The sequence below is a fragment of the Ectobacillus sp. JY-23 genome, assembly GCF_023022965.1.
In the GTDB taxonomy this organism is placed as follows: Bacteria; Bacillota; Bacilli; order Bacillales; family Bacillaceae_G; genus Ectobacillus.
The window spans coordinates 3,441,701-3,460,533 of record NZ_CP095462.1 but is presented as its reverse complement, the minus strand read 5'-3'; the positions used below and the strand labels follow the sequence as shown (position 1 = coordinate 3,460,533).

Genomic DNA, 18,833 nt, shown 5'->3' with positions numbered 1-18,833 from the left:
TCGCATACAGGGTTAATTTTTTCGAAAATTTTGTATTTTTATATGACTATACCATAAATATCTTTACAGTCATTTTACATTTTCGCATCACTACGATAATGAAAATCTATTTAAAGCAGAAAGCTACTATAATAAAAGACGGTAAAAATCACCTATATACGTACAACTAGAAAGGATGAACCTAATGGAAGCATTAGAAATTACAGCATCTGACTATCAGCGTGCTCAAGCAGACTATGAAAACTTATTAAAAAAGCTGGACGCACAAGCTCCTGATATTGTGCGTATTTTATTTCAAGAGGAGCACGAGCAAAAGTTGCAGATTAAAAGAAAATTCAATACATTGTTTATTCATAGCGCCAATGTCGTGGTCTTACTAAGAGAAGGCATGGCAATTTATTTAGAACGAAATGAGGTTGTTGACATGATCCAAACAATTGACGAACTATATAAACACGTACAGCCACAAGAAAAGGAAGTTAACCGCTCATCATATACCAAATCCCTATCTCAATAACAACAAGAAGCACCGCACCGCTAATGAGAATGACTGTTTTTCGCAGCAATTCATTTTCACGATGGGGGATTGCGCAAATATGGGCACCAAGCGTACTCCGAGCAGGACAAGCAATCGTAGAAATGGAAGATGCTGTATTTTGACTGATCGCAACAGATTGCCATGAGACACCAATATGCTGTGCGGTTTGTACCTGTAATTTCATGAACATTGCATTACTGCCGGCATTACTTCCTGTCAAAAAACCGCCAATCGCCCCCACAAGCGGTGCAATAAAGATAAAAGAAACGTCTAACGCATCACCTGCCGTTTGCGCTAATAACGCATGCATCCCTGAGATTGCCATTATTTCCGATAATGAGATGAACATCGTCGTAGTGAGTGCAAATGGCAGCCATTGTTTACATGTATGACGCAATGATTGTTTTACAGAATGAAACGAGAGCCGGAACACAATAATGGTGAACATACAGGTGCAAAATAGCCAAAAACCAGGAGAATACAAGAAAGCCAGTTTATAAGAGTACCGTTCTACCTTCAGAACACCATGAGATTGCAGAAATTGCTGCATGGTTGGAATGACACGCGATAATAAAATACAAATCGTCAAAAACAAATACGGACTAAAAACTTTCAACATACTTTCCCCGGTTTGAAGAGCTGCCGCGTGCTCCGCATATGGTACAACGTTTTTTTCTTTTAATAGTAGCAACCCACAAGCAGTTGTTACAATAGATGCGAGCACGCCCGCAAGCTCCACACTGACATATAAGCTAAACAACACAATGGATCCGGAAAAGCTGCTCAGCATGACAAGGGCCTGTCGCCATAATACACCCCTTACTTTGCCTGCGACCATATACAAGGCAACCATCATGAAATACACAAAAATCGGCATGGACAGAAACGCCGTACCGCTCCCTATGTTCGCTAAAGACAGCCCCGTTAATTCTGATCCGATAATCGTTCCTGTTGCTAACGCCCCCCACGCGCTGGCCAGCAATCCAATAAACGATAAAAGCGCCGCTTGCATCGGCGGAAAACCGAGGGCTAAAAAAATAGGTGCGACAACCATAAAACCTATACCAAAGCCACTTACAGATTCAATGAGCGGACAGAGACCAAAGCATAGCAAAAGGGTTTGTGCGACGCGATTTGATGTAGCATGCGAAATAAAAGATGCGATGGAAGCAATGGCTCCCGCTTCATTCATCAGGTGAAATAAAAACATCCCAAAAAATAATACATAACCAACAATCAAGCAAATGAGTGCACCTTTTGCGGTCATATGTAAAATCGTGCTCGCCGGCAAAGCGAACGGAGCATAGAAATATACAAGACACACTATTACACCATAAGAAGCAACGGATGCCCGAAGCGCCGTTTGCTTCCAAACGAATAGGCATACAAAAATGCTAAGCAGCGGCAAAAGCGCTAATAAGGTTTGCACAGCACCCCTCCTGTTATACAACAGCTTTTCTATATCATAACAAAAAAGCATCGCCTAAGCGATGCTTTTTTACTATAATTACGCCTCTAACGCAGCTGTTAACACAGGCACGATTTGCTTCTTACGAGAAACAACACCTTTTAACAATGCTGTGTTGTTTTCAAGCGTAACATTATACGCCTTCTCAACAGCATGTGCAGCATTGCCTAGTGCTAACGCAACAGAATCGTTGTTTAAAATATCAGTAACAACAAGCAAGAACAAATCAAGCTCTTTTTTCGCAATTACATCTTGTAAAACTGCTTCTAATTCTGCTTGACGCTCCATTACTTGCGCTGTATCCACCGCGTTTACTTGTGCGATTTCTACTTTATGACCGCCCATTTGGAACTCTTTCGCATCAATAGAAATCAGCTGTGGCACTGTTTTATCGCTTAAATCTGCGCCAGCCTTCAGCATTTCCAGACCGTAGCTGTCTGCGTCAACACCTGCGATTTCCGCAAGTTCCTTTGCAGCTGCTACGTCTTGCTCTGTGCAAGTTGGAGATTTAAACAATAAGGAGTCGGAGATGATAGCAGAAAGCATTAAGCCCGCAATCTCCTTACGAATTGTCACACCGTTCTCTTTATACAATTTGTTTAAAATTGTTGCAGTGCAGCCTACAGGCTCCGCACGGTAGTATAACGGATCGCTTGTCTCAAAGTTCGCGATGCGGTGATGATCAATTACCTCAAGTACGCGTACTTGGTCGATATCATCAGCACTTTGTTGACGCTCATTGTGGTCAACCAAAATAACATTGCTTACTTCTGCCGCCACTTTTTCTACCAAACGAGGCGCATCTACGTTAAAGTAGTTCAACGCATATTGCGTTTCACCGTTCACTTCACCAAGACGAATCGGCTCAGCATCCATACCTAATTCTTGCTTTAATGCCGCATATGCGATTGCAGAGCAAATCGTATCTGTATCAGGGTTTTTATGTCCGAAAATAAGTACTTTTTCCATCATGACTCTCCTTACTAAATAAATTCAATCGTTCCTATTTTATCACACTTTATAGACGTGTACATACGGAGTTGCAAGGTTTATGCATAATGATTATGCTATAAGAAGGAGTTGATACATATGATAACGATTCGACAAGAAACATCCGCTGACCATCTACTTACTGAGCAGGTTATTCGTTCTGCTTTTGCAAATGCCCCTTATAGCGACCATAGCGAGCATGCTTTAGTAGCGCGACTCAGAAAATCTCATGCATTCGTACCCGAGCTGTCTCTGGTGGCAACTGATGATGAACAAATCATAGGCCATATTTTATTAACAAAAGCAGCAATTGTAGATGAAGAAAAGCAGACTAAGACATTGGCGCTCGCACCTGTTTCTGTATTGCCGGATTTTCAAGGGCAAGGCGTTGGCAAAAAGCTGATTGCCAAAGCTTTAGAGATTGCGGCTCAGCTCGGCTTCCGCTCCGTCATCGTCCTCGGCCACTCAGAATATTACCCAAAGTTTGGCTTTAGACGCGCCTCTACTTGGAATATCAAGGCCCCTTTTGACGTCCCTGATGAAGTGTTTATGGCACTTGAGCTTGAAAAAGGTGCACTATCAGGCGTTTCAGGAACTGTTTCATACGCATCGGCATTTTTTGAATAAAAAGACGTCCTTGGACGTCTTTTTATTTGATCCGGCTACTTGGGAATATATTTCGGTCACTTTCACCTGCATTCCGGTCACTTTTACATATATTCCGGTCACTTTTCACTTTATTTCAGCTACCAATCAGCTCGCGAATTTCTTCATAACGCTCTTGCTCAAGCAGCTCAATAATGCGGCTGCCGACTACAACACCGTCGCATACATCCCCCATTTCTCGTACCTGTTCCGGCGTAGAAATGCCAAACCCAGCCAACACGGGCAAGTGTGCTACTTCCTTGACGCGGCGCAAATAGTCGAATTGACTTTGTGCGAAATCGCGCCTTGCTCCTGTCACACCTGTTACCGTCACAGCGTAGATAAAGCCCTGTGCTTCTTCTGTGATTTTAGCGATGCGCTCAATCGGGCTCGTCAGCGTTACAAGCGGAATTAACGCAATCCCAACCCGCTCGAGCGCATCCGATACGATGTTCTTTTCCTCATACGGAAGATCCGGCACGATAATACCGCTCACCCCTGCTCCCTGGCAGCGCTCAACAAATCGCTCCACACCGAATGCCAAAACTGGATTCAAATACGTCATGAGTACGAACGGCACCTCCACCTGCGGACGTACCTCCGTCAACGCCTGGAAAATACTCTCAAGTGTCGTTCCGTTATCTAGCGCACGCTTGCCCGCACGCTGGATGGTCGGTCCATCCGCAACCGGATCGGAAAAGGGAATACCAATCTCAAGGATGCTTGCACCTACTTCATCCAAAAAGCGGATGTTTTCCTTCAGCTTTTCCATTCCGCCGTCACCAGCCATGATGTACGGCACAAACGCTTTTTCACCTGCTTCACGCAGCTTGTTCAATACGTCATTAATATTCATCTCATTTCCCCTCCAAATATGCTTTTACGCTTTCAACATCCTTATCACCGCGTCCTGATAAACAAATCACGATGCCTTCCTCTTCCTTCATCGTTGGCGCTAGTTTTAGTGCGTACGCAATCGCATGCGAGCTTTCGAGCGCCGGAATGATTCCCTCCTCACACGCCAGCAGCTTGAATGCTTGTAATGCTTCTTCATCTGTCACTGCATGGTACTCTGCACGCTGCAAATCCTTCAGCAAGCTATGTTCAGGCCCCACACCCGGATAATCTAATCCCGCCGAAATGGAATGCGCTTCTTGAATTTGTCCGTCCTCGTTCTGCAGCAAATACATCATGGACCCGTGCAGCACGCCGACCTTTCCCTTCGTCAAGGTTGCTGCGTGTTTATCTGTATCCACGCCGGCACCTGCCGCTTCTACACCGTACAGCTTTACTTCTTCATCCTTTACAAACGGATAAAACATACCCATCGCATTGCTACCGCCGCCTATGCAGGCGATAACTGCGTCTGGGAGTTTACCTTCTAAGGCTTTGTACTGTGCTTTCGTTTCGTTGCCAATTACACTTTGGAAATCACGCACCATTTGCGGAAACGGATGTGGCCCTAGTACAGAACCCATGATATAGTGCGTATCCCCTACATTTGTCACCCAGTAACGAAGCGCCTCGTTTACCGCATCCTTTAGCGTCGCACTGCCTGATGACACGCCCTCTACTCTCGCTCCGAGCAATTCCATTCGGAATACGTTCAATTTCTGGCGGCGAATGTCTTCCTCTCCCATGAAAATAACGCATTCCAAACCAAGAAGCGCGCATACTGTCGCCGTTGCCACACCATGCTGGCCGGCGCCCGTTTCCGCAACAACCTTCTTTTTCCCCATTCGCACTGCTAGAAGTGCTTGCCCAATTGTGTTGTTGATTTTATGGGCACCTGTATGATTTAAATCCTCGCGCTTCAAATAAATTTTCGGACCGCCGCACAAACGCGTTAAGTTTTCCGCAAAATAAAGTGGCGTCTCCCGTCCTACGTATGTTTTCAAATAATAATCCAGCTGCTTTTGAAACTCCTCATCAGCCATCGCTTCCTTATAAGCCGCCTCTAGCTCCAGTACCGATTGCATCAATGTTTCCGGCACGTAGCGGCCGCCGTATACACCGTAATGTCCTGTTTCATTTGGATATGTGTAATTCATGTTCAACACTCCTTCACCGTTTCAATAAATGTTTTAATTTTTTGTAGATCCTTCTTTCCCTCTGTTTCAAGGCTGCTGCTGGCATCGACCATGTACGGTCTGACGATACGAATGGCGTCTCTCACATTATGAGAACCCAGTCCACCCGCTAAAATGACGCGCCCTCTCTCCTCCTCACCAAGCTCCTGCAGCAACTCCCAAGGAAATGCTGTCCCGTTCCCGCCGCGATAAACGCCTTTCGGGCTGTCAAGCAGCACATATGCCGCCTTGCTGTTCATCGCACGGGTCACGTCCTCTCGAGAAGCGACGCCGAACGCCTTAATAAACGGAATATTCAGTCTCTCCATGTAACACGCATCCTCGTCACCATGAAGCTGGACGTAATTCAGACCACACATGGCCGCAATTTCCTCTACACGCTCAATTGTCTCATTCACAAACACACCAATCTTTTGCACATGCGCCGGCAGCTCCTTAATGATGTCGGCCGCTTCTTCCGGCGTGATTCTTCGCTTGCTCGGGGCGAATACAAACCCAAGCGCATCAGCGCCGTATTCACACGTTCGCTTTGCTGTTTCAACATCCGTAATGCCGCATACCTTTACCTTCATATGCGCAATGCTCCGAACAAGTCGGCTACTGAGTCAGCTCTCATGAACGCCTCACCAACCAAAATTCCTTGTGCCCCAACTCGCTGCACACGCACAACATCTTCTTTTGTAAAAATGCCACTTTCACTAATAAGCAATGCACCCGATGATACAACCCGCTTCGCCAATCGTTCTGTTGTTTCAAGATTTACCTCAAATGTTCTCAAGTTGCGGTTGTTCACACCGATGATCGCCGGCCCAATTGCCAAAGCCGCTTCCAATTCTTCTTCATCATGCACCTCTACGATAACTTCAAGGCCAAGTTCTGTTGCATAGCGATACAGTTCTTGCAAACGCTCGCCAGGTAACGCCGCCACAATCAATAAAATAATATCTGCTCCCGCCTCGTTTGCCTTTTGAATTTGCACTTCATCTATTATAAAGTCCTTACACAAAAGCGGCACTGACACAACACTGCGTGCATCTTTTAAATCTTGAAACGAGCCTTTAAAAAAGTTCGTATCCGTCAAAACGGAAATCGCGCCTGCACCAGATAATTCATATTGCTTTGCTTGTTCCTGCACATCAACCTCTAAATTCAGCGCTCCTTTAGAAGGAGAAGCACGCTTGATTTCAGCAATCACTGTCACACCTGGTTTCTTCAAATTCTCGACTAGAGATACATGCGGTCTTACTTCCTCATACCGAAACCCACTTCGCTGCAAGTCTGCCACTTCTAATTTCTTCTGCGCAATAATCTTATCTAAAATCGTTCCCATTCATCTCACCTCTTCGACAATTTGACTTTCCTGTACAAGAAGCGCAAGCTTTGCAAGCGCGCTGCCTGAATCAATGCTCTGCTTTGCCAGCTCAACACCTTCAGCGATTGTCTCGGCTTTGCCGTTCGCGAACAACGCCAAAGCTGCATTGAGCAATACCGTGTCACGATACACACCGTGTTCTCCTCGCAATACACTTCTCGTAATTTCTGCGTTTTCCTTTGGTTCACCACCCCGAATCGCTTCGTTTGATGCCACCTGTAAACCAAACTCTTCCGGATGCACCTTCATTTCTGTAATCATACCATCCTGTAAAACAGCAATATGATTTTCCCCTTGCAAAGAGGCTTCGTCCAAAAAGCCGTTTCCGTTCACGACAACCGCGCGCTTGCGACCAATTTTTTGCAGTACCTGCGCAATTGGTACAAGCATTTCCCGTTTATAAATACCGACCAGCTGCGTCTCCAGTTCAACCGGATTCGTAAGAGGGCCAATTAAATTGAAAATTGTCGGTACATTCAGCTCTTTTCGCACCTTCATGATTTTTTGCAAGTTTGGATGCACGGATGGCGCAAATAAAAACGCGATACCGACTGCTTCAAGCAGCCTCTCAATTTCATGCGGCGGGCAAGCGATGTTCACACCCAGCAATTCCAGCACATCCGCGCTGCCGGTTTTGCTGGAAACAGCGCGGTTGCCATGCTTCGCGACCTTCACACCCGCTCCGGCCAAAACGAACGCTGTTGTCGTACTGATATTGAACGTTTGCGCACCATCTCCACCCGTTCCACAGTTATCCATCGCACCCTTTACATCCCGAAAGCGCAGCGCCTTCTCTCGTAAGGCACGCACCAAGCCGTATATCTCATCAGGCGTTTCGCCCTTTGTTTTCAGTCCGACCAAAAACGCAGCGATTTCGCTTTCCGTGACCGTCCCGTCCAGCATACCGATTCCTGCCTCATATACCTCTGCCTCACTTAAATTCTTTCGTTCGATCAACTTACGCAGATACTGATTCATACGCCTTCGCCTCCATTATGAATTGTTGAATTAATTTACTTCCTTCTTCCGTCGCAATACTTTCCGGATGAAACTGCATGCCATACAAAGAATGGTAATGATGCTTAATCGCCATGACTTCACCGTCGTCCATCGATGTTGCCAATACTTCAAACATTGATGGCAGTGTATGCTTATCCGCCACAAGCGAGTGATAGCGCATCGCTTGAAACGGCTGCTTTACGTATTGAAAAATACCTGTACCGCTATGACGCAGCATCGATGTTTTACCGTGCTTCACCAGATTCGCACGAATGACATCACCGCCAAACGCGTGGACGATTGCCTGATGGCCGAGACAAATACCAAGGATCGGGATTTGCTTATAAAATCGTTTGATGACCGCCGTACACATACCGGCATCTTCCGGCCTTCCCGGTCCTGGCGACAGGACGATTGCCGTAGGTTTCAGCTCTTCAATTTCCTGCAACGTCAACTTATCGTTCCGCACAACCTCCACCTTTTCATATAAGCTTAATAGTTGATACAGGTTATAGGTAAAGGAATCGTAGTTATCAATTAGTAAAATCATGATAATACCTCCAGCAGCGCTTTCGCTTTATTAATCGTTTCCATATATTCCGCCTCGGGCTCGGAATCGTACACAATCCCTGCTCCTGCCTGAATGTAAGCTTTGTTATCCTTAACCACCATCGTCCGGATCGCGAGCGCCATATCCATATCGCCGTTGAACGAGATATAACCGACCGTACCCGCATACACACCGCGTTTTTTGTTTTCCAGCTCATCGATGATCGTCATCGCCCGAATTTTCGGTGCACCGGACACAGTACCGGCCGGCAAGCAATATTGCAAGGCATCTAAGCACGTCACATCCTCCCGCAATTGCCCGGACACTTCGGAAACAAGATGCATCACATGCGAATAGCGTTCAATCTCCATAAATTTTTCAGGCTTTACTGTACCAATTTCACTAACGAATCCCAAATCATTTCTTCCTAGATCCACCAGCATGAGGTGCTCTGCTTTTTCCTTTTCATTGCCGCGAAGCTCCTTCGCGATTTTTTCATCCTCTTCTTTATCTCTACCGCGTGGTCTTGTGCCGGCAATCGGATTTGTGATAACCTTATCCCCCTTCACCGACAGCAAGCTCTCCGGGGAGGAGCCAAGTACCGTATACGAACCGAAGTCCACATAAAACATGTACGGTGAAGGATTTGTGATACGCAAGCGGCGATACAACCCGAACGGATCGCCATCGAATGTCGTACGCAAGCGCTGTGAAAGTACTACTTGGAAAATATCACCTGCCTTGATATACTCCTTGGCTCGATTCACCATTTCATAAAACTCATCTTCCTTAATATTCGAATGAAACTTTGCCTTCAGCTTTGCTACCGGTGTTGCCGGTGCGCTTTGACGCTGCGCTTTTGTTTTCATATTCGTTAAAATCTCTTGCACTTGTTCATAAGAAGTCTCTTCCTCTGGGCGGTATACGTACACGAAAGATACCTTTTGCAATTTGTGATCGTACACCGTAAAGGTTTGGTAAAACAGAAGGTGTGTTTCTGGCATTTCCAGCTCATCGTTATTTTCCGCACCGATCTCCTCATACTGCCTGATTACATCATAGCCGACGTAGCCAACCGCACCTCCCGCGAATGGAAACGGACTGTCCGCTTTTTGAAAAGCAAGCAGCTCCCTAATTACATCAAGCACTTTTCCTTGCCGCTGCTTCACATCGGTTCCGGAGATTATGTTTATTTCCGTGCCATAGCTGGTGATTTCCATGTACGGATTGCTACCAATGAAGGAGTAGCGTCCTTTGTCTTCATGGGTGAGCGAGCTTTCTAGCAAAAACGTTTTATTTCCCGCAAGCCGCTGGTATAAAACAATCGGCGTTACCTCGTCTCCTTCCATTTCATCTGTTATGAAAAACAATTGCTTCTGTTTCCGCATCATGTCGAACGTTTCTTTTATCATCATTGTGTATTTCCTCCTTTTTTGGGTACAAAAAAATCCCCTGCATATACATGCAGAGGACGATATAGTTACCGCGGTGCCACCTCAGTTCGGGTTCCGCAAAGAACCCCTCTTTTTCGGGTACACATGATACCCTATCCTTGTAACGGAGGAATCCGTGTCTTCCTACTCCATATTTCAAAAGACCTCTCGTAAGCCCATTCGGTATACAATATCGTACCGGCTCTCACCTGCCCCGGCTCTCTGGAACGCTTCTCGTATACGTACTCTTCTTACTCAGCGATTTATACTTTATTTAATTAGGTGTTACATCCATTTTGGTCATACAGGTCGGCTCCACTTTTCTTCTGTCCAGCTACATCGGCTAGCTCCTCCAGTCTGAGAACCCCGTCCCATAAAGGTAAAACGCGCCTTTTTGAGCCCGGAACCTCAGCCCTATGGAGCTGAACGAGCCGATTCCGCTTTTCTATACAAAAAGGGCCCACTCATCCTATAGTAAAGGACGAGAGGACCCGTGGTGCCACCTTCATTGGCTGCAAATGCAACCCGCTTTAACGCATCAAGTTCAATGCGCGTCTCTTGTAACGATGAGACTGTTCGCCAAAGCCTACTGTTAGTTCGGTTTGGAAGCTCCGAAGCCCATTCCCTATTACGCCCATACTGATTCGCACCAACCATCAGCTCTCTGACATGTTTGTAATACGTACTCTTCTTCATCAACGCTTTTCGTTCAGTAAATTTGAACCTATTGTAGTATATGTTCATTTTATCCGTCAAGCACTTTTCGCAAAATTTTTTTCAAATCATACACCCTAAATGAATATTTATAATCATATTATTATACTAGAAAAAATGATATTGAATTTCGCAACATAACTATTTATCGCATATAAATGCAATCTATATAACGATTCTATTATCAATATAATTATTATAAAATAATAAAAAACCCATTTAAATCGCTTACATATTAGAAAATTCTTATTTGTTTGTTTATTTTTTATACAAAAAGTGCTACAGTATAGCAAGAGAGAAATACTTTAAAGGGGGAGTCACAGCATGAATACACAAATCTTAATTTCTATCAGCATTTATATGCTAGGTATGCTTTGCATTGGTTATTATGCGTACAAGCGTACCACAGACTTATCTGATTATATGCTAGGCGGTCGTAATGTAGGACCTGCAGTTACTGCACTGAGTGCCGGGGCTGCGGATATGAGCGGCTGGTTGATGCTCGGCTTACCTGGTGCCATGTATGCATCGGGATTAAGCAGCGGTTGGATCGTCATCGGTCTCACACTCGGCGCTTATGCAAACTGGTTATATGTAGCACCTCGCTTGCGCACATACTCTGAGATTGCAAACAACTCGATTACAATACCGCAATTTCTAGGCAATCGTTTTAACGACACTTCTAATCTCTTGCGTTTAACATCTGGTCTAGTTATTCTTATCTTTTTTACATTTTACGTTGCTTCCGGCTTCGTTTCAGGTGCTGTTTTGTTTGAAAACACCTTCAAACTTGACTATCACCTCGGGATTTGGATTGTAGCCTCTGTTGTTATTGCTTACACATTATTCGGCGGTTTTCTTGCCGTTAGCTTAACGGACTTTGTACAAGGTGTTATTATGGTCCTTGCCTTAATTCTTGTACCACTTGTGACAATTCTTCATGTGGGCGGTATCGGGCCAACATTTTCAGAAATCAAGTCTGTAAACCCAGCTTACTTGGATATTTTTAAAGGCACTTCTTTTATTGGCATTATTTCTTTATTTGCCTGGGGACTTGGTTATTTTGGTCAACCGCACATCATCGTTCGTTTTATGGCTATCACATCTACAAAAGAAATTAAAAGCGCACGCCGCATCGGAATGAGCTGGATGATTTTCTCAGTCGCAGGTGCGATGTTCACGGGCTTGGTTGGTATTGCTTATTTTTCTAAAACAGGAGCACAGCTTACCGACCCGGAAACAGTCTTTATCGAGCTTGGCACCATTTTGTTTCACCCGTTGATTACCGGCTTTTTATTAGCAGCCATCTTAGCGGCTGTGATGAGCACAATTTCTTCTCAGCTTCTTGTAACGTCAAGCGCGTTGACAGAAGACTTGTACCGTACGTACTTCCGTCGCTCCGCAACCGATCGTGAGCTTGTATTCGTGGGTAGAATGGCTGTGCTTCTCGTTGCGCTAATTGGCATCGGACTGGCTTACCAAAAGAATGGTACCATTCTTTCTCTTGTCGGCTACGCTTGGGCAGGATTCGGTTCTTCCTTCGGTCCTGTCATTCTACTGAGCTTATACTGGAAGCGCATGACGAAATGGGGTGCTTTAGCGGGTATGATTGCCGGCGCAACAACGGTTATCACATGGACAAACGTTAAAGTATTCAAGGAAACTGGCTTGTATGAAATGATTCCAGGCTTTGCAGCAAGCTTACTTATGATTGTACTTGTCAGCTTGTTAACAAAACCTTCTAAAACTGCACAAGAAACATTTGAGACATTTGAAAAAACAGCCTAACCAAAAGCGCGGGAGCAATCCCGCGCTTTTTCATGTCCAACTGTATACACATCACAACATTTTCAACTACATACACTCATCTGCTAAAAACTCAAGTTAGCTTTTCACCTTATGTTTCGGGGTCGTATTTTCACACCCCTACAAAAAACGTGTTTTTTCGCCATATTTCTCTATTAATCTTAATATTTTCTTTATTTTTCTTTAATTAAATCCTTACACTTCTTCTGTATGATGGGTATAAAAGAAAAAGGGGGCGGATTTACTTGATTAGAAGACATAAAGAATTAAATGAAGGCGGTCCGGCACCGGTGGTCGCCATGTTTGAAAAAAAAGAAGAACAGCCATATCTTTCTTTGGCCCCAATTAACATCATGAGTGTTCATTTAAACAAAGATAAATTAAAGCTCAAAACCGGACAAACAGAAAAGTTACAAGCTTCATTGCTACCTCATAATGCAACAGATAAAACAGTGACATGGCATATCATTGACCCAACTATTGCAGACATTATCATCCAAGACGATGCAGCTTGGATAAAAGGAAAACGCCCCGGAAGAACCGTTGTCATCGCTACTGCCGGCGCGTTTCGTGATTTATGCGTGGTCATGGTTCACGATTATTTAATTACGAATAAATAGCTACACCTCTACAACTTCCTTATGCACCTTTTGCTGTGATAAAAAGAAAAAGACACCGGCCAATACAAGGATGCCACCAGTTATTTGAATGCCTGTTAAACGCTCACCAAGAAGCAGCACCGCCAAAATGGTGGCTCCTACGGGCTCGCCGAGAATACTCATGGAAATTGTTGTGGCATTTACATATGCCAGTAGCCAGTTATTAATAAGGTGAGATACCGTAGGAACTGTTGCCAATAAGAAAAACATTGTCCAGTCTATCACTGAGTATCCACCAAGCGGCGTTGCTGTCGCCACATTATAGATAGTCAAAAAGAATGCTGCAAATACAAACACACAAAAACTATAAATCCAATGAGACAGCTTTTTAACAACACTTTGCCCAATCAATAGGTAGCCCACTACCGCAATTACACTTAAAAAAGATAAAATATCACCCAAAATAGCTTCCTGACTTAATCCAAAATCTCCCCACCCAATCATTGCTACACCAAATATCGCGATAACCATTGTCATAAGAGCGGATATTGTAGTACGTTCTTTAAACAGCAAAAAGCCACCAGCCAGTGATACAAGCGGCTGCAGCGCCAAAATGATCGTAGAACTAGCAACCGTCGTCAACTTTAATGATTGAAACCAAAGCAAAAAATGCAGTGCCAAAAAGAAGCCGGAAGCTGCTAAAAACAACCAATCTCCACGTGAAATACGACTAAATTCCTCTCGCTTGCTCCATACAACAGGAACAAGCAGCAGACTTGCCAACCAAAGTCGGTACATGCTCAGCACAGACGAAGGCGCATTGGATAGCTTGACAAAAATAGCTGAAAATGAAATGGCAATAATGGATATTGCCAGCGGTAGCGCAATGGATTTCTCTTCTCTCACGATTTTTCTCTCCTCTTTATACTTTTTATTCCTTATCTCACCTTTGTATGTAACACCTAGAAGCATTTGCACCTCATCTCATTATATGTGCATCCTTCCTCGCAATCTAGCAAAATTGACGCTACTGGCTCACAATATGATAAAATACGGGAGTAGCATGTTTGATGGGAGAGATAACGATGACAAAAGGAACATTACAGGAAATCACATTTTTCAGTGAAGCATTACAAGAAGACATGACCTTGCTAATTTATTTACCTTCCGGCTATACCCCCCTGCTCAAGCACACCGTTGTAATTGCGCAGGACGGTAGTGACTATATAAAATTTGGACGTGCCCCTCGCGTTCTGGAAGCACTACTGGAAGAAGGCGAGATTGACCGTACCATCTTTGTTGGCATTCCATATAAAGATGTACATGACCGTAAAGAAAAATATCACCCAAGCGGGGCACAAAATGCGGCTTACATCCGTTTTTTAGCACATGAGCTCGTTCCGTTCTTAGACAGGGAATATCCAACATATCAAGTGGGCAACGGACGTGTACTTGCTGGAGACTCACTTGGCGGTACAGTTTCATTCATGACAGCACTTATGTATCCGCATACATTCGGGAAAGTAATCATGCAATCTCCATTTGTTGATGAAGCCGTTATAAAGCAGGCGCAGCAAGCACTTGCGAGTGGCATTGAAGTGTATCATATCATTGGCACTGAAGAAACAGCTGTCAAAACAACCGATGGGCAAATTCGCGACTTTCTTGCACCAAACCGTGAGCTGCATAGCGTTCTCAAGCCACTCGGAACAGCTTACTATTATGAGGAATTTCAGGGCGATCACACTTGGAAGCACTGGCAAAAAAACCTGCCGCACGCCTTCAACCACACCCTCGCTCAAAAATAACAACTCCATATTTTCGGAATTGTTTGATATAATGTAGAAAAGCGAAGCCGACCGCTTAGGCACAGAATCTAAAGTTCTCGGCTCGAAAAGGCGCTTTTTGCCTTTTTGTGGCCGAGGTTCTTAGATGGTAGTGCCTGGGAAGCGTAGCTGGACACTCGAAAAGCGGAATCGGCTCGTTCAGCTCCATAGGGCTGAGGTTCCCGGCTCAAAAAGGCGCTTTTTTGCCTTTATGAGCTGGGGTTCTCAGACCGGAGGAGCTAGCCGATGCAGCTGGACACTCGAAAAGCGGAATCGGCTCGTTCAGCTCCATAGGGCTGAGGTTCCCGGCTCAAAAAGGCGCTTTTTTGCCTTTATGAGCTGGGGTTCTCAGACCAGAGGAGCTAGCCGATGCAGCTGGACACTCGAAAAGCGGAATCGGCTCGTTCAGCTCCATAGGGCTGAGGTTCCCGGCTCAAAAAGGCGCTTTTTTGCCTTTATGAGCTGGGGTTCTCAGACCGGAGGAGCTAGCCGATGCAGCTGGACACTCGAAAAGCGAAGCCGCTTGTTCCGCAACCACAATATCTTAAAAGGAGGCAACTACGATGAAATTTGGTATTGTCATTTTTCCATCAAAACACCTGCAAGACAGAGCGAACAACCTGCGCAAGCGATATGATACGCATTATGCGATGATCCCGCCCCACGTTACGCTGAAAGCAGCTTTTGAAGCACCTGAAGAAGATATTAAAGGTATTGTAGAAAATCTGCACAATGTGGCGTTTCAGGTACAGCCATTCACATTGAAAACAACAAAAGTCGGTTCGTTTGCACCGGTTAACAACGTGATTTATTTAAAAATCGAAAAAACACCGGAACTCGAAGCACTGAACAACTTATTGCACAGCGGCTATTTTGAGCAAGAGCGTGAGTATGCGTTCGTGCCTCATATTACAATTGGCCAACAGCTGTCAGACGATGAGCTTGCTGATGTATTGGGTCGATTGAAAATGATTGATTTCCAATATGAACAAACTATCGATCGCTTCCATCTTTTATATCAATTAGAAGACGGCCCTTGGACTGTCTACGAAACATTTCATCTTGGAAAGGAATAAACAATTTTGAACGTACAATTTGTTACAACAGAACAACAATTACAAGACGCTTTCACTGTTCGTAAACTCGTCTTCGTTGAGGAGCAAGGTGTTTCCGCCGAAGAAGAATACGATGTGTATGATGAAATAGCTAAGCATGTCGTGCTTTATGATGAAAACACACCTATTGGTGCTGGCCGCATGAGAGAAGTCGAAGATGTAGGGAAATTAGAGCGCATTTGCGTGCTTTCTTCATACCGCGGCAAAGGGGCTGGTCGCCTTATTATGGACGCTCTTGAAGAACTGGCAGCAGCACAGCAGCTTCACAAAGTAAAACTGCATGCACAGACACAGGCGGAAGCATTTTATCAACGGCTTGGCTATCAAACCATTTCGGATGTATTTATGGAAGCAGATATTCCACACGTTGTAATGGTAAAAAGCATATAAGTAACAAAAAGGACGGCTTCAAAACCGTCCTTTTATTCATGCTGAAGCTCATATAGACGCTTCTGTGCCAAAGCAAGCAAAACATCAAAATGATAGCCCTCTGTTGGATATGTGGCTGCTCCGAACTGTAAATCGACCTTAAACAACAGCTCTTCACACTCCTGGCGTACTTGTGCGACCACACGCTCTGCAAGTCGAGACTCTTCATGCCCCTTATCAGAGGCGATGACTACATATTGATTCTCCTCCCACAGCGTGACTACATCACTCTTTCGAATAGCACCTAAAATCCCTTTTTCAACGCTTTGTAATACTGTCTGTACTTGTTCCTCAGAGGCTTGCTCCTGTAGCTCACGCCAGTTTTCAATTGCAAATACATAAAGCGTGATTTGTCCGCCATTGCGCTGTGAAAGAGCCTTTAATTTATCAAAAAATACCAGCGCAAACTCGTTGCTCTTCCATTCCTGTGACGTATTTCGCTTTTTTTTCTTATCGTATTTGTGTCCGGCATATACACCGGCCAAAATTTGTATAAGATATAAACCCGTACCAATATACAAGGCCTGATTATCAAGCTTAGATAACAATTCCTGAAGAGTAATCCATTCCGTTAATGCAACGGTATTTAATAAAAAAAATCCTCCTATTTTCCCCTTATGCTCTTTCATACCAACACCTCCTTTCCCTTCAATATATGCGACAGAGTCAGAAAGGCTTGTACAAATACATAATTACTTAATATTAAGATTTTAGGAAATTAATTAATTCTTCTGGAGGAAGCGGAGGACTGAAAAAGTAGCCTTGTACATATGCACAATTAAGAGATTCCAAAAAAGAAAGCTGTTCTTTTGTTTCCACGCCTTCTGCAATCGTTTGAAGCTGAAGTTCTTCAGCAAGCGCTGTAATTAAGGAGATGATAGATTTATTAGGTTCTTCCTTGTCCATATTCATGACAAACTGCGGAGCAATTTTCACCGCATGCACGGGACATCGTTTTAAATATTGAAAGCTAGCATAGCCTGTACCAAAATCATCAATGGAAAGCTGCATCCCTAATTCTCTAAGCTGCTCTAGCTTGCTGTATACTTCTTCCTCTAAGTAAAGAGATTCCGTGATTTCCAGTTCTATATCGCTCGGATTAAGCTTGGTACGTGTTAGTACTTCTTTCACATACATGACGAAATCATCTTGCATGAACTGTTTGGGAGATATATTGATTGATATCTTCCCATTGTACGAGCCCTGTTCTCTCCACTCTTGATTTTGCCGACAAGCTTCATAGATGATCCACTTACCAATCGGTATAATTAAACCAGTTTCTTCAGCAATAGGAATAAACTCTCCTGGCAATATAAGACCTTTGTGCGGATGATGCCAGCGCACCAATGCCTCCACTCCCCCCACTTCTCCTGTTGCGATATTCACTTGTGGTTGATAGTAAAGAGCAAGCTCATGATTTGGCAACGCTTGCTGCAATTCAAATGCTATTTCTATTTTTGAGTGAAGTTCCTCTCTCATATGAGGACAAAAAAAACAGATATTCTTGCCCTTCTCTTTCGCACACAATAAAGCTGTTTCCCCATCCTTTAACATATCCTGCACTTCTGAACTCTTTCCGATCACCCCGCCAATATAACACTGCAAAGCAATCTTATAATTGCGGACAAAGAATGGATGCTGCAGTGTTCGCATTAATGATTCCACCAAATCTCGAATTTGCTTCTCACCCTTCATATCGGAGAACAAAACAGCAAATTCGTCTCCCCACTGACGAGAAACGATACCATTTGGTGTACTTTTTCTTAAGCGCTCTGCCACAGAACGTAATACTTCATCTCCCACATGATGTCCCATTGTTTTATTGATCCATGCGAAACGCTTTATATTTATCAAAAGGAGCAACACGCTTCTTGTATACCCGCATACTTCCTCCATCTTCCGCTTCATGCCATATCGACTATATACACCTGTTAATTCATCATATAAAAGCCGTTTTCCATTTTGCTTCATATGGATTAATCCTTTCTCCATAATTTACCTGTACACATATATAAAAACTTCATGCATATAGATACAGTCTCATTCTCTTACTATCATATGCAAATAGACTTAATCTGCTTATGCATACTACTAAAAAATAAGATTTTATAGTGAACATGCCTTATCAATCATTACACACTATAGCTTGGCAGACAAAAATAAAAAATGAAAGCGCCCACTTTCTAGTACGTAGCATCAAGTCTTGAGCAGTTACTGTCTGTATATCGAAGCAAAGAAGGATTAGGATTCATTCACACT

The 18,833-nt window shown here is 44.1% G+C and carries 19 protein-coding genes and 2 other annotated features; of the genes, 7 read left to right on the top strand and 12 right to left on the bottom strand.

All coding sequences use genetic code 11. The features are described from left to right. Positions 1 to 184 precede the first annotated feature (184 nt). Positions 185 to 517 carry a hypothetical protein gene (locus tag MUG87_RS17455; protein WP_247083869.1) on the top strand — a complete coding sequence of 111 codons (333 nt, stop codon included), beginning with the start codon at positions 185 to 187 and terminating at the stop codon, positions 515 to 517. On the opposite strand, the gene MUG87_RS17450 is transcribed toward MUG87_RS17455, so the two are convergent. Both MUG87_RS17450 and MUG87_RS17445 read right to left on the bottom strand, forming a co-directional pair. Beyond that, positions 480 to 1,967 (bottom strand): L-lactate permease, encoded by a 1,488-nt coding sequence (locus MUG87_RS17450; protein WP_247083867.1) that lies wholly within the window; start codon positions 1,965 to 1,967, stop codon positions 480 to 482. The two genes, MUG87_RS17455 and MUG87_RS17450, sit on opposite strands and share 38 nt — an antisense overlap. A 78-nt stretch (positions 1,968 to 2,045) precedes the next feature. Next, positions 2,046 to 2,975 (bottom strand): manganese-dependent inorganic pyrophosphatase, encoded by a 930-nt coding sequence (locus MUG87_RS17445; protein WP_247083865.1) that lies wholly within the window; start codon positions 2,973 to 2,975, stop codon positions 2,046 to 2,048. Between the two features lie 120 nt (positions 2,976 to 3,095). Here MUG87_RS17445 and MUG87_RS17440 point away from each other — a divergent pair, with 120 nt between their 5' ends. Then, on the top strand, positions 3,096 to 3,623 hold the full coding sequence (locus tag MUG87_RS17440; protein WP_247083863.1) for a GNAT family N-acetyltransferase: 528 nt from the start codon (positions 3,096 to 3,098) through the stop codon (positions 3,621 to 3,623). A 115-nt stretch (positions 3,624 to 3,738) separates the two neighbouring features. On the opposite strand, the gene trpA is transcribed toward MUG87_RS17440, so the two are convergent. Genes trpA through trpE form a run of 7 tightly spaced genes read right to left on the bottom strand, consistent with a single transcriptional unit; the run spans position 3,739 to position 10,067 of the window. Next, positions 3,739 to 4,497, bottom strand: a complete 759-nt coding sequence (gene trpA / locus MUG87_RS17435) for a tryptophan synthase subunit alpha (protein ID WP_247083861.1) — start codon at positions 4,495 to 4,497, stop codon at positions 3,739 to 3,741. Position 4,498: 1 nt separating this feature from the next. Further along, positions 4,499 to 5,692: a tryptophan synthase subunit beta gene (gene trpB, locus MUG87_RS17430; RefSeq protein ID WP_247083859.1), complete on the bottom strand. Its 1,194-nt coding sequence runs from the start codon at positions 5,690 to 5,692 to the stop codon at positions 4,499 to 4,501. Between the two features lie 2 nt (positions 5,693 to 5,694). Further along, positions 5,695 to 6,303: a phosphoribosylanthranilate isomerase gene (locus tag MUG87_RS17425; protein WP_247083857.1), complete on the bottom strand. Its 609-nt coding sequence runs from the start codon at positions 6,301 to 6,303 to the stop codon at positions 5,695 to 5,697. Further along, positions 6,300 to 7,061 (bottom strand): indole-3-glycerol phosphate synthase TrpC, encoded by a 762-nt coding sequence (gene trpC, locus MUG87_RS17420; RefSeq protein WP_247083854.1) that lies wholly within the window; start codon positions 7,059 to 7,061, stop codon positions 6,300 to 6,302. The genes MUG87_RS17425 and trpC overlap by 4 nt, the downstream gene beginning before the upstream one ends. Further along, positions 7,062 to 8,081, bottom strand: a complete 1,020-nt coding sequence (gene trpD, locus MUG87_RS17415; RefSeq protein ID WP_247083852.1) for an anthranilate phosphoribosyltransferase — start codon at positions 8,079 to 8,081, stop codon at positions 7,062 to 7,064. Continuing rightward, positions 8,062 to 8,652 carry an anthranilate synthase component II gene (locus MUG87_RS17410; RefSeq protein WP_247083850.1) on the bottom strand — a complete coding sequence of 197 codons (591 nt, stop codon included), beginning with the start codon at positions 8,650 to 8,652 and terminating at the stop codon, positions 8,062 to 8,064. The genes trpD and MUG87_RS17410 overlap by 20 nt, the downstream gene beginning before the upstream one ends. Continuing rightward, positions 8,649 to 10,067 carry an anthranilate synthase component I gene (trpE, locus tag MUG87_RS17405; protein WP_247083848.1) on the bottom strand — a complete coding sequence of 473 codons (1,419 nt, stop codon included), beginning with the start codon at positions 10,065 to 10,067 and terminating at the stop codon, positions 8,649 to 8,651. Before trpE ends, MUG87_RS17410 begins: the two co-directional genes overlap by 4 nt. 49 nt (positions 10,068 to 10,116) lie before the next feature. Then, positions 10,117 to 10,353, bottom strand: a binding site (T-box leader). Between the two features lie 206 nt (positions 10,354 to 10,559). After that, positions 10,560 to 10,793: a binding site (T-box leader), on the bottom strand. Positions 10,794 to 11,123: 330 nt separating this feature from the next. Here trpE and putP point away from each other — a divergent pair. Both putP and MUG87_RS17395 read left to right on the top strand, forming a co-directional pair. Then, positions 11,124 to 12,587 (top strand): sodium/proline symporter PutP, encoded by a 1,464-nt coding sequence (putP, locus tag MUG87_RS17400; RefSeq protein WP_247083845.1) that lies wholly within the window; start codon positions 11,124 to 11,126, stop codon positions 12,585 to 12,587. A gap of 263 nt (positions 12,588 to 12,850) precedes the next feature. Beyond that, positions 12,851 to 13,225 (top strand): Ig-like domain-containing protein, encoded by a 375-nt coding sequence (locus MUG87_RS17395; RefSeq protein WP_247083843.1) that lies wholly within the window; start codon positions 12,851 to 12,853, stop codon positions 13,223 to 13,225. On the opposite strand, the gene MUG87_RS17390 is transcribed toward MUG87_RS17395, so the two are convergent. Then, the gene (locus MUG87_RS17390) at positions 13,226 to 14,110 is read right to left on the bottom strand and encodes a DMT family transporter (protein WP_247083842.1); all 885 of its coding nucleotides are present in this window, start codon (positions 14,108 to 14,110) and stop codon (positions 13,226 to 13,228) included. It lies immediately after the preceding gene. Between the two features lie 173 nt (positions 14,111 to 14,283). Here MUG87_RS17390 and MUG87_RS17385 point away from each other — a divergent pair, with 173 nt between their 5' ends. The 3 genes from MUG87_RS17385 (at position 14,284) to MUG87_RS17375 (ending at position 16,535) form a co-directional block, all read left to right on the top strand. Next, positions 14,284 to 15,012 (top strand): alpha/beta hydrolase, encoded by a 729-nt coding sequence (locus tag MUG87_RS17385; protein WP_247087762.1) that lies wholly within the window; start codon positions 14,284 to 14,286, stop codon positions 15,010 to 15,012. Between the two features lie 581 nt (positions 15,013 to 15,593). Then, a complete protein-coding gene (locus MUG87_RS17380; protein ID WP_247083840.1) occupies positions 15,594 to 16,106 on the top strand; it encodes a YjcG family protein in 513 nt (170 codons plus the stop codon). 6 nt (positions 16,107 to 16,112) lie between these two features. Next, entirely contained in the window at positions 16,113 to 16,535 is a 423-nt protein-coding gene (locus MUG87_RS17375) for a GNAT family N-acetyltransferase (RefSeq protein ID WP_247083838.1), read from the top strand. Positions 16,536 to 16,567: 32 nt separating this feature from the next. Here the strand turns inward: MUG87_RS17375 and MUG87_RS17370 are convergent, their stop codons facing one another. Together MUG87_RS17370 and MUG87_RS17365 are read right to left on the bottom strand one after the other, a co-directional pair. Then, a complete protein-coding gene (locus tag MUG87_RS17370) occupies positions 16,568 to 17,203 on the bottom strand; it encodes a diguanylate cyclase domain-containing protein (protein WP_247083837.1) in 636 nt (211 codons plus the stop codon). 73 nt (positions 17,204 to 17,276) lie between these two features. After that, positions 17,277 to 18,545 (bottom strand): putative bifunctional diguanylate cyclase/phosphodiesterase, encoded by a 1,269-nt coding sequence (locus MUG87_RS17365; protein WP_247083836.1) that lies wholly within the window; start codon positions 18,543 to 18,545, stop codon positions 17,277 to 17,279. Positions 18,546 to 18,833 lie beyond the last annotated feature (288 nt).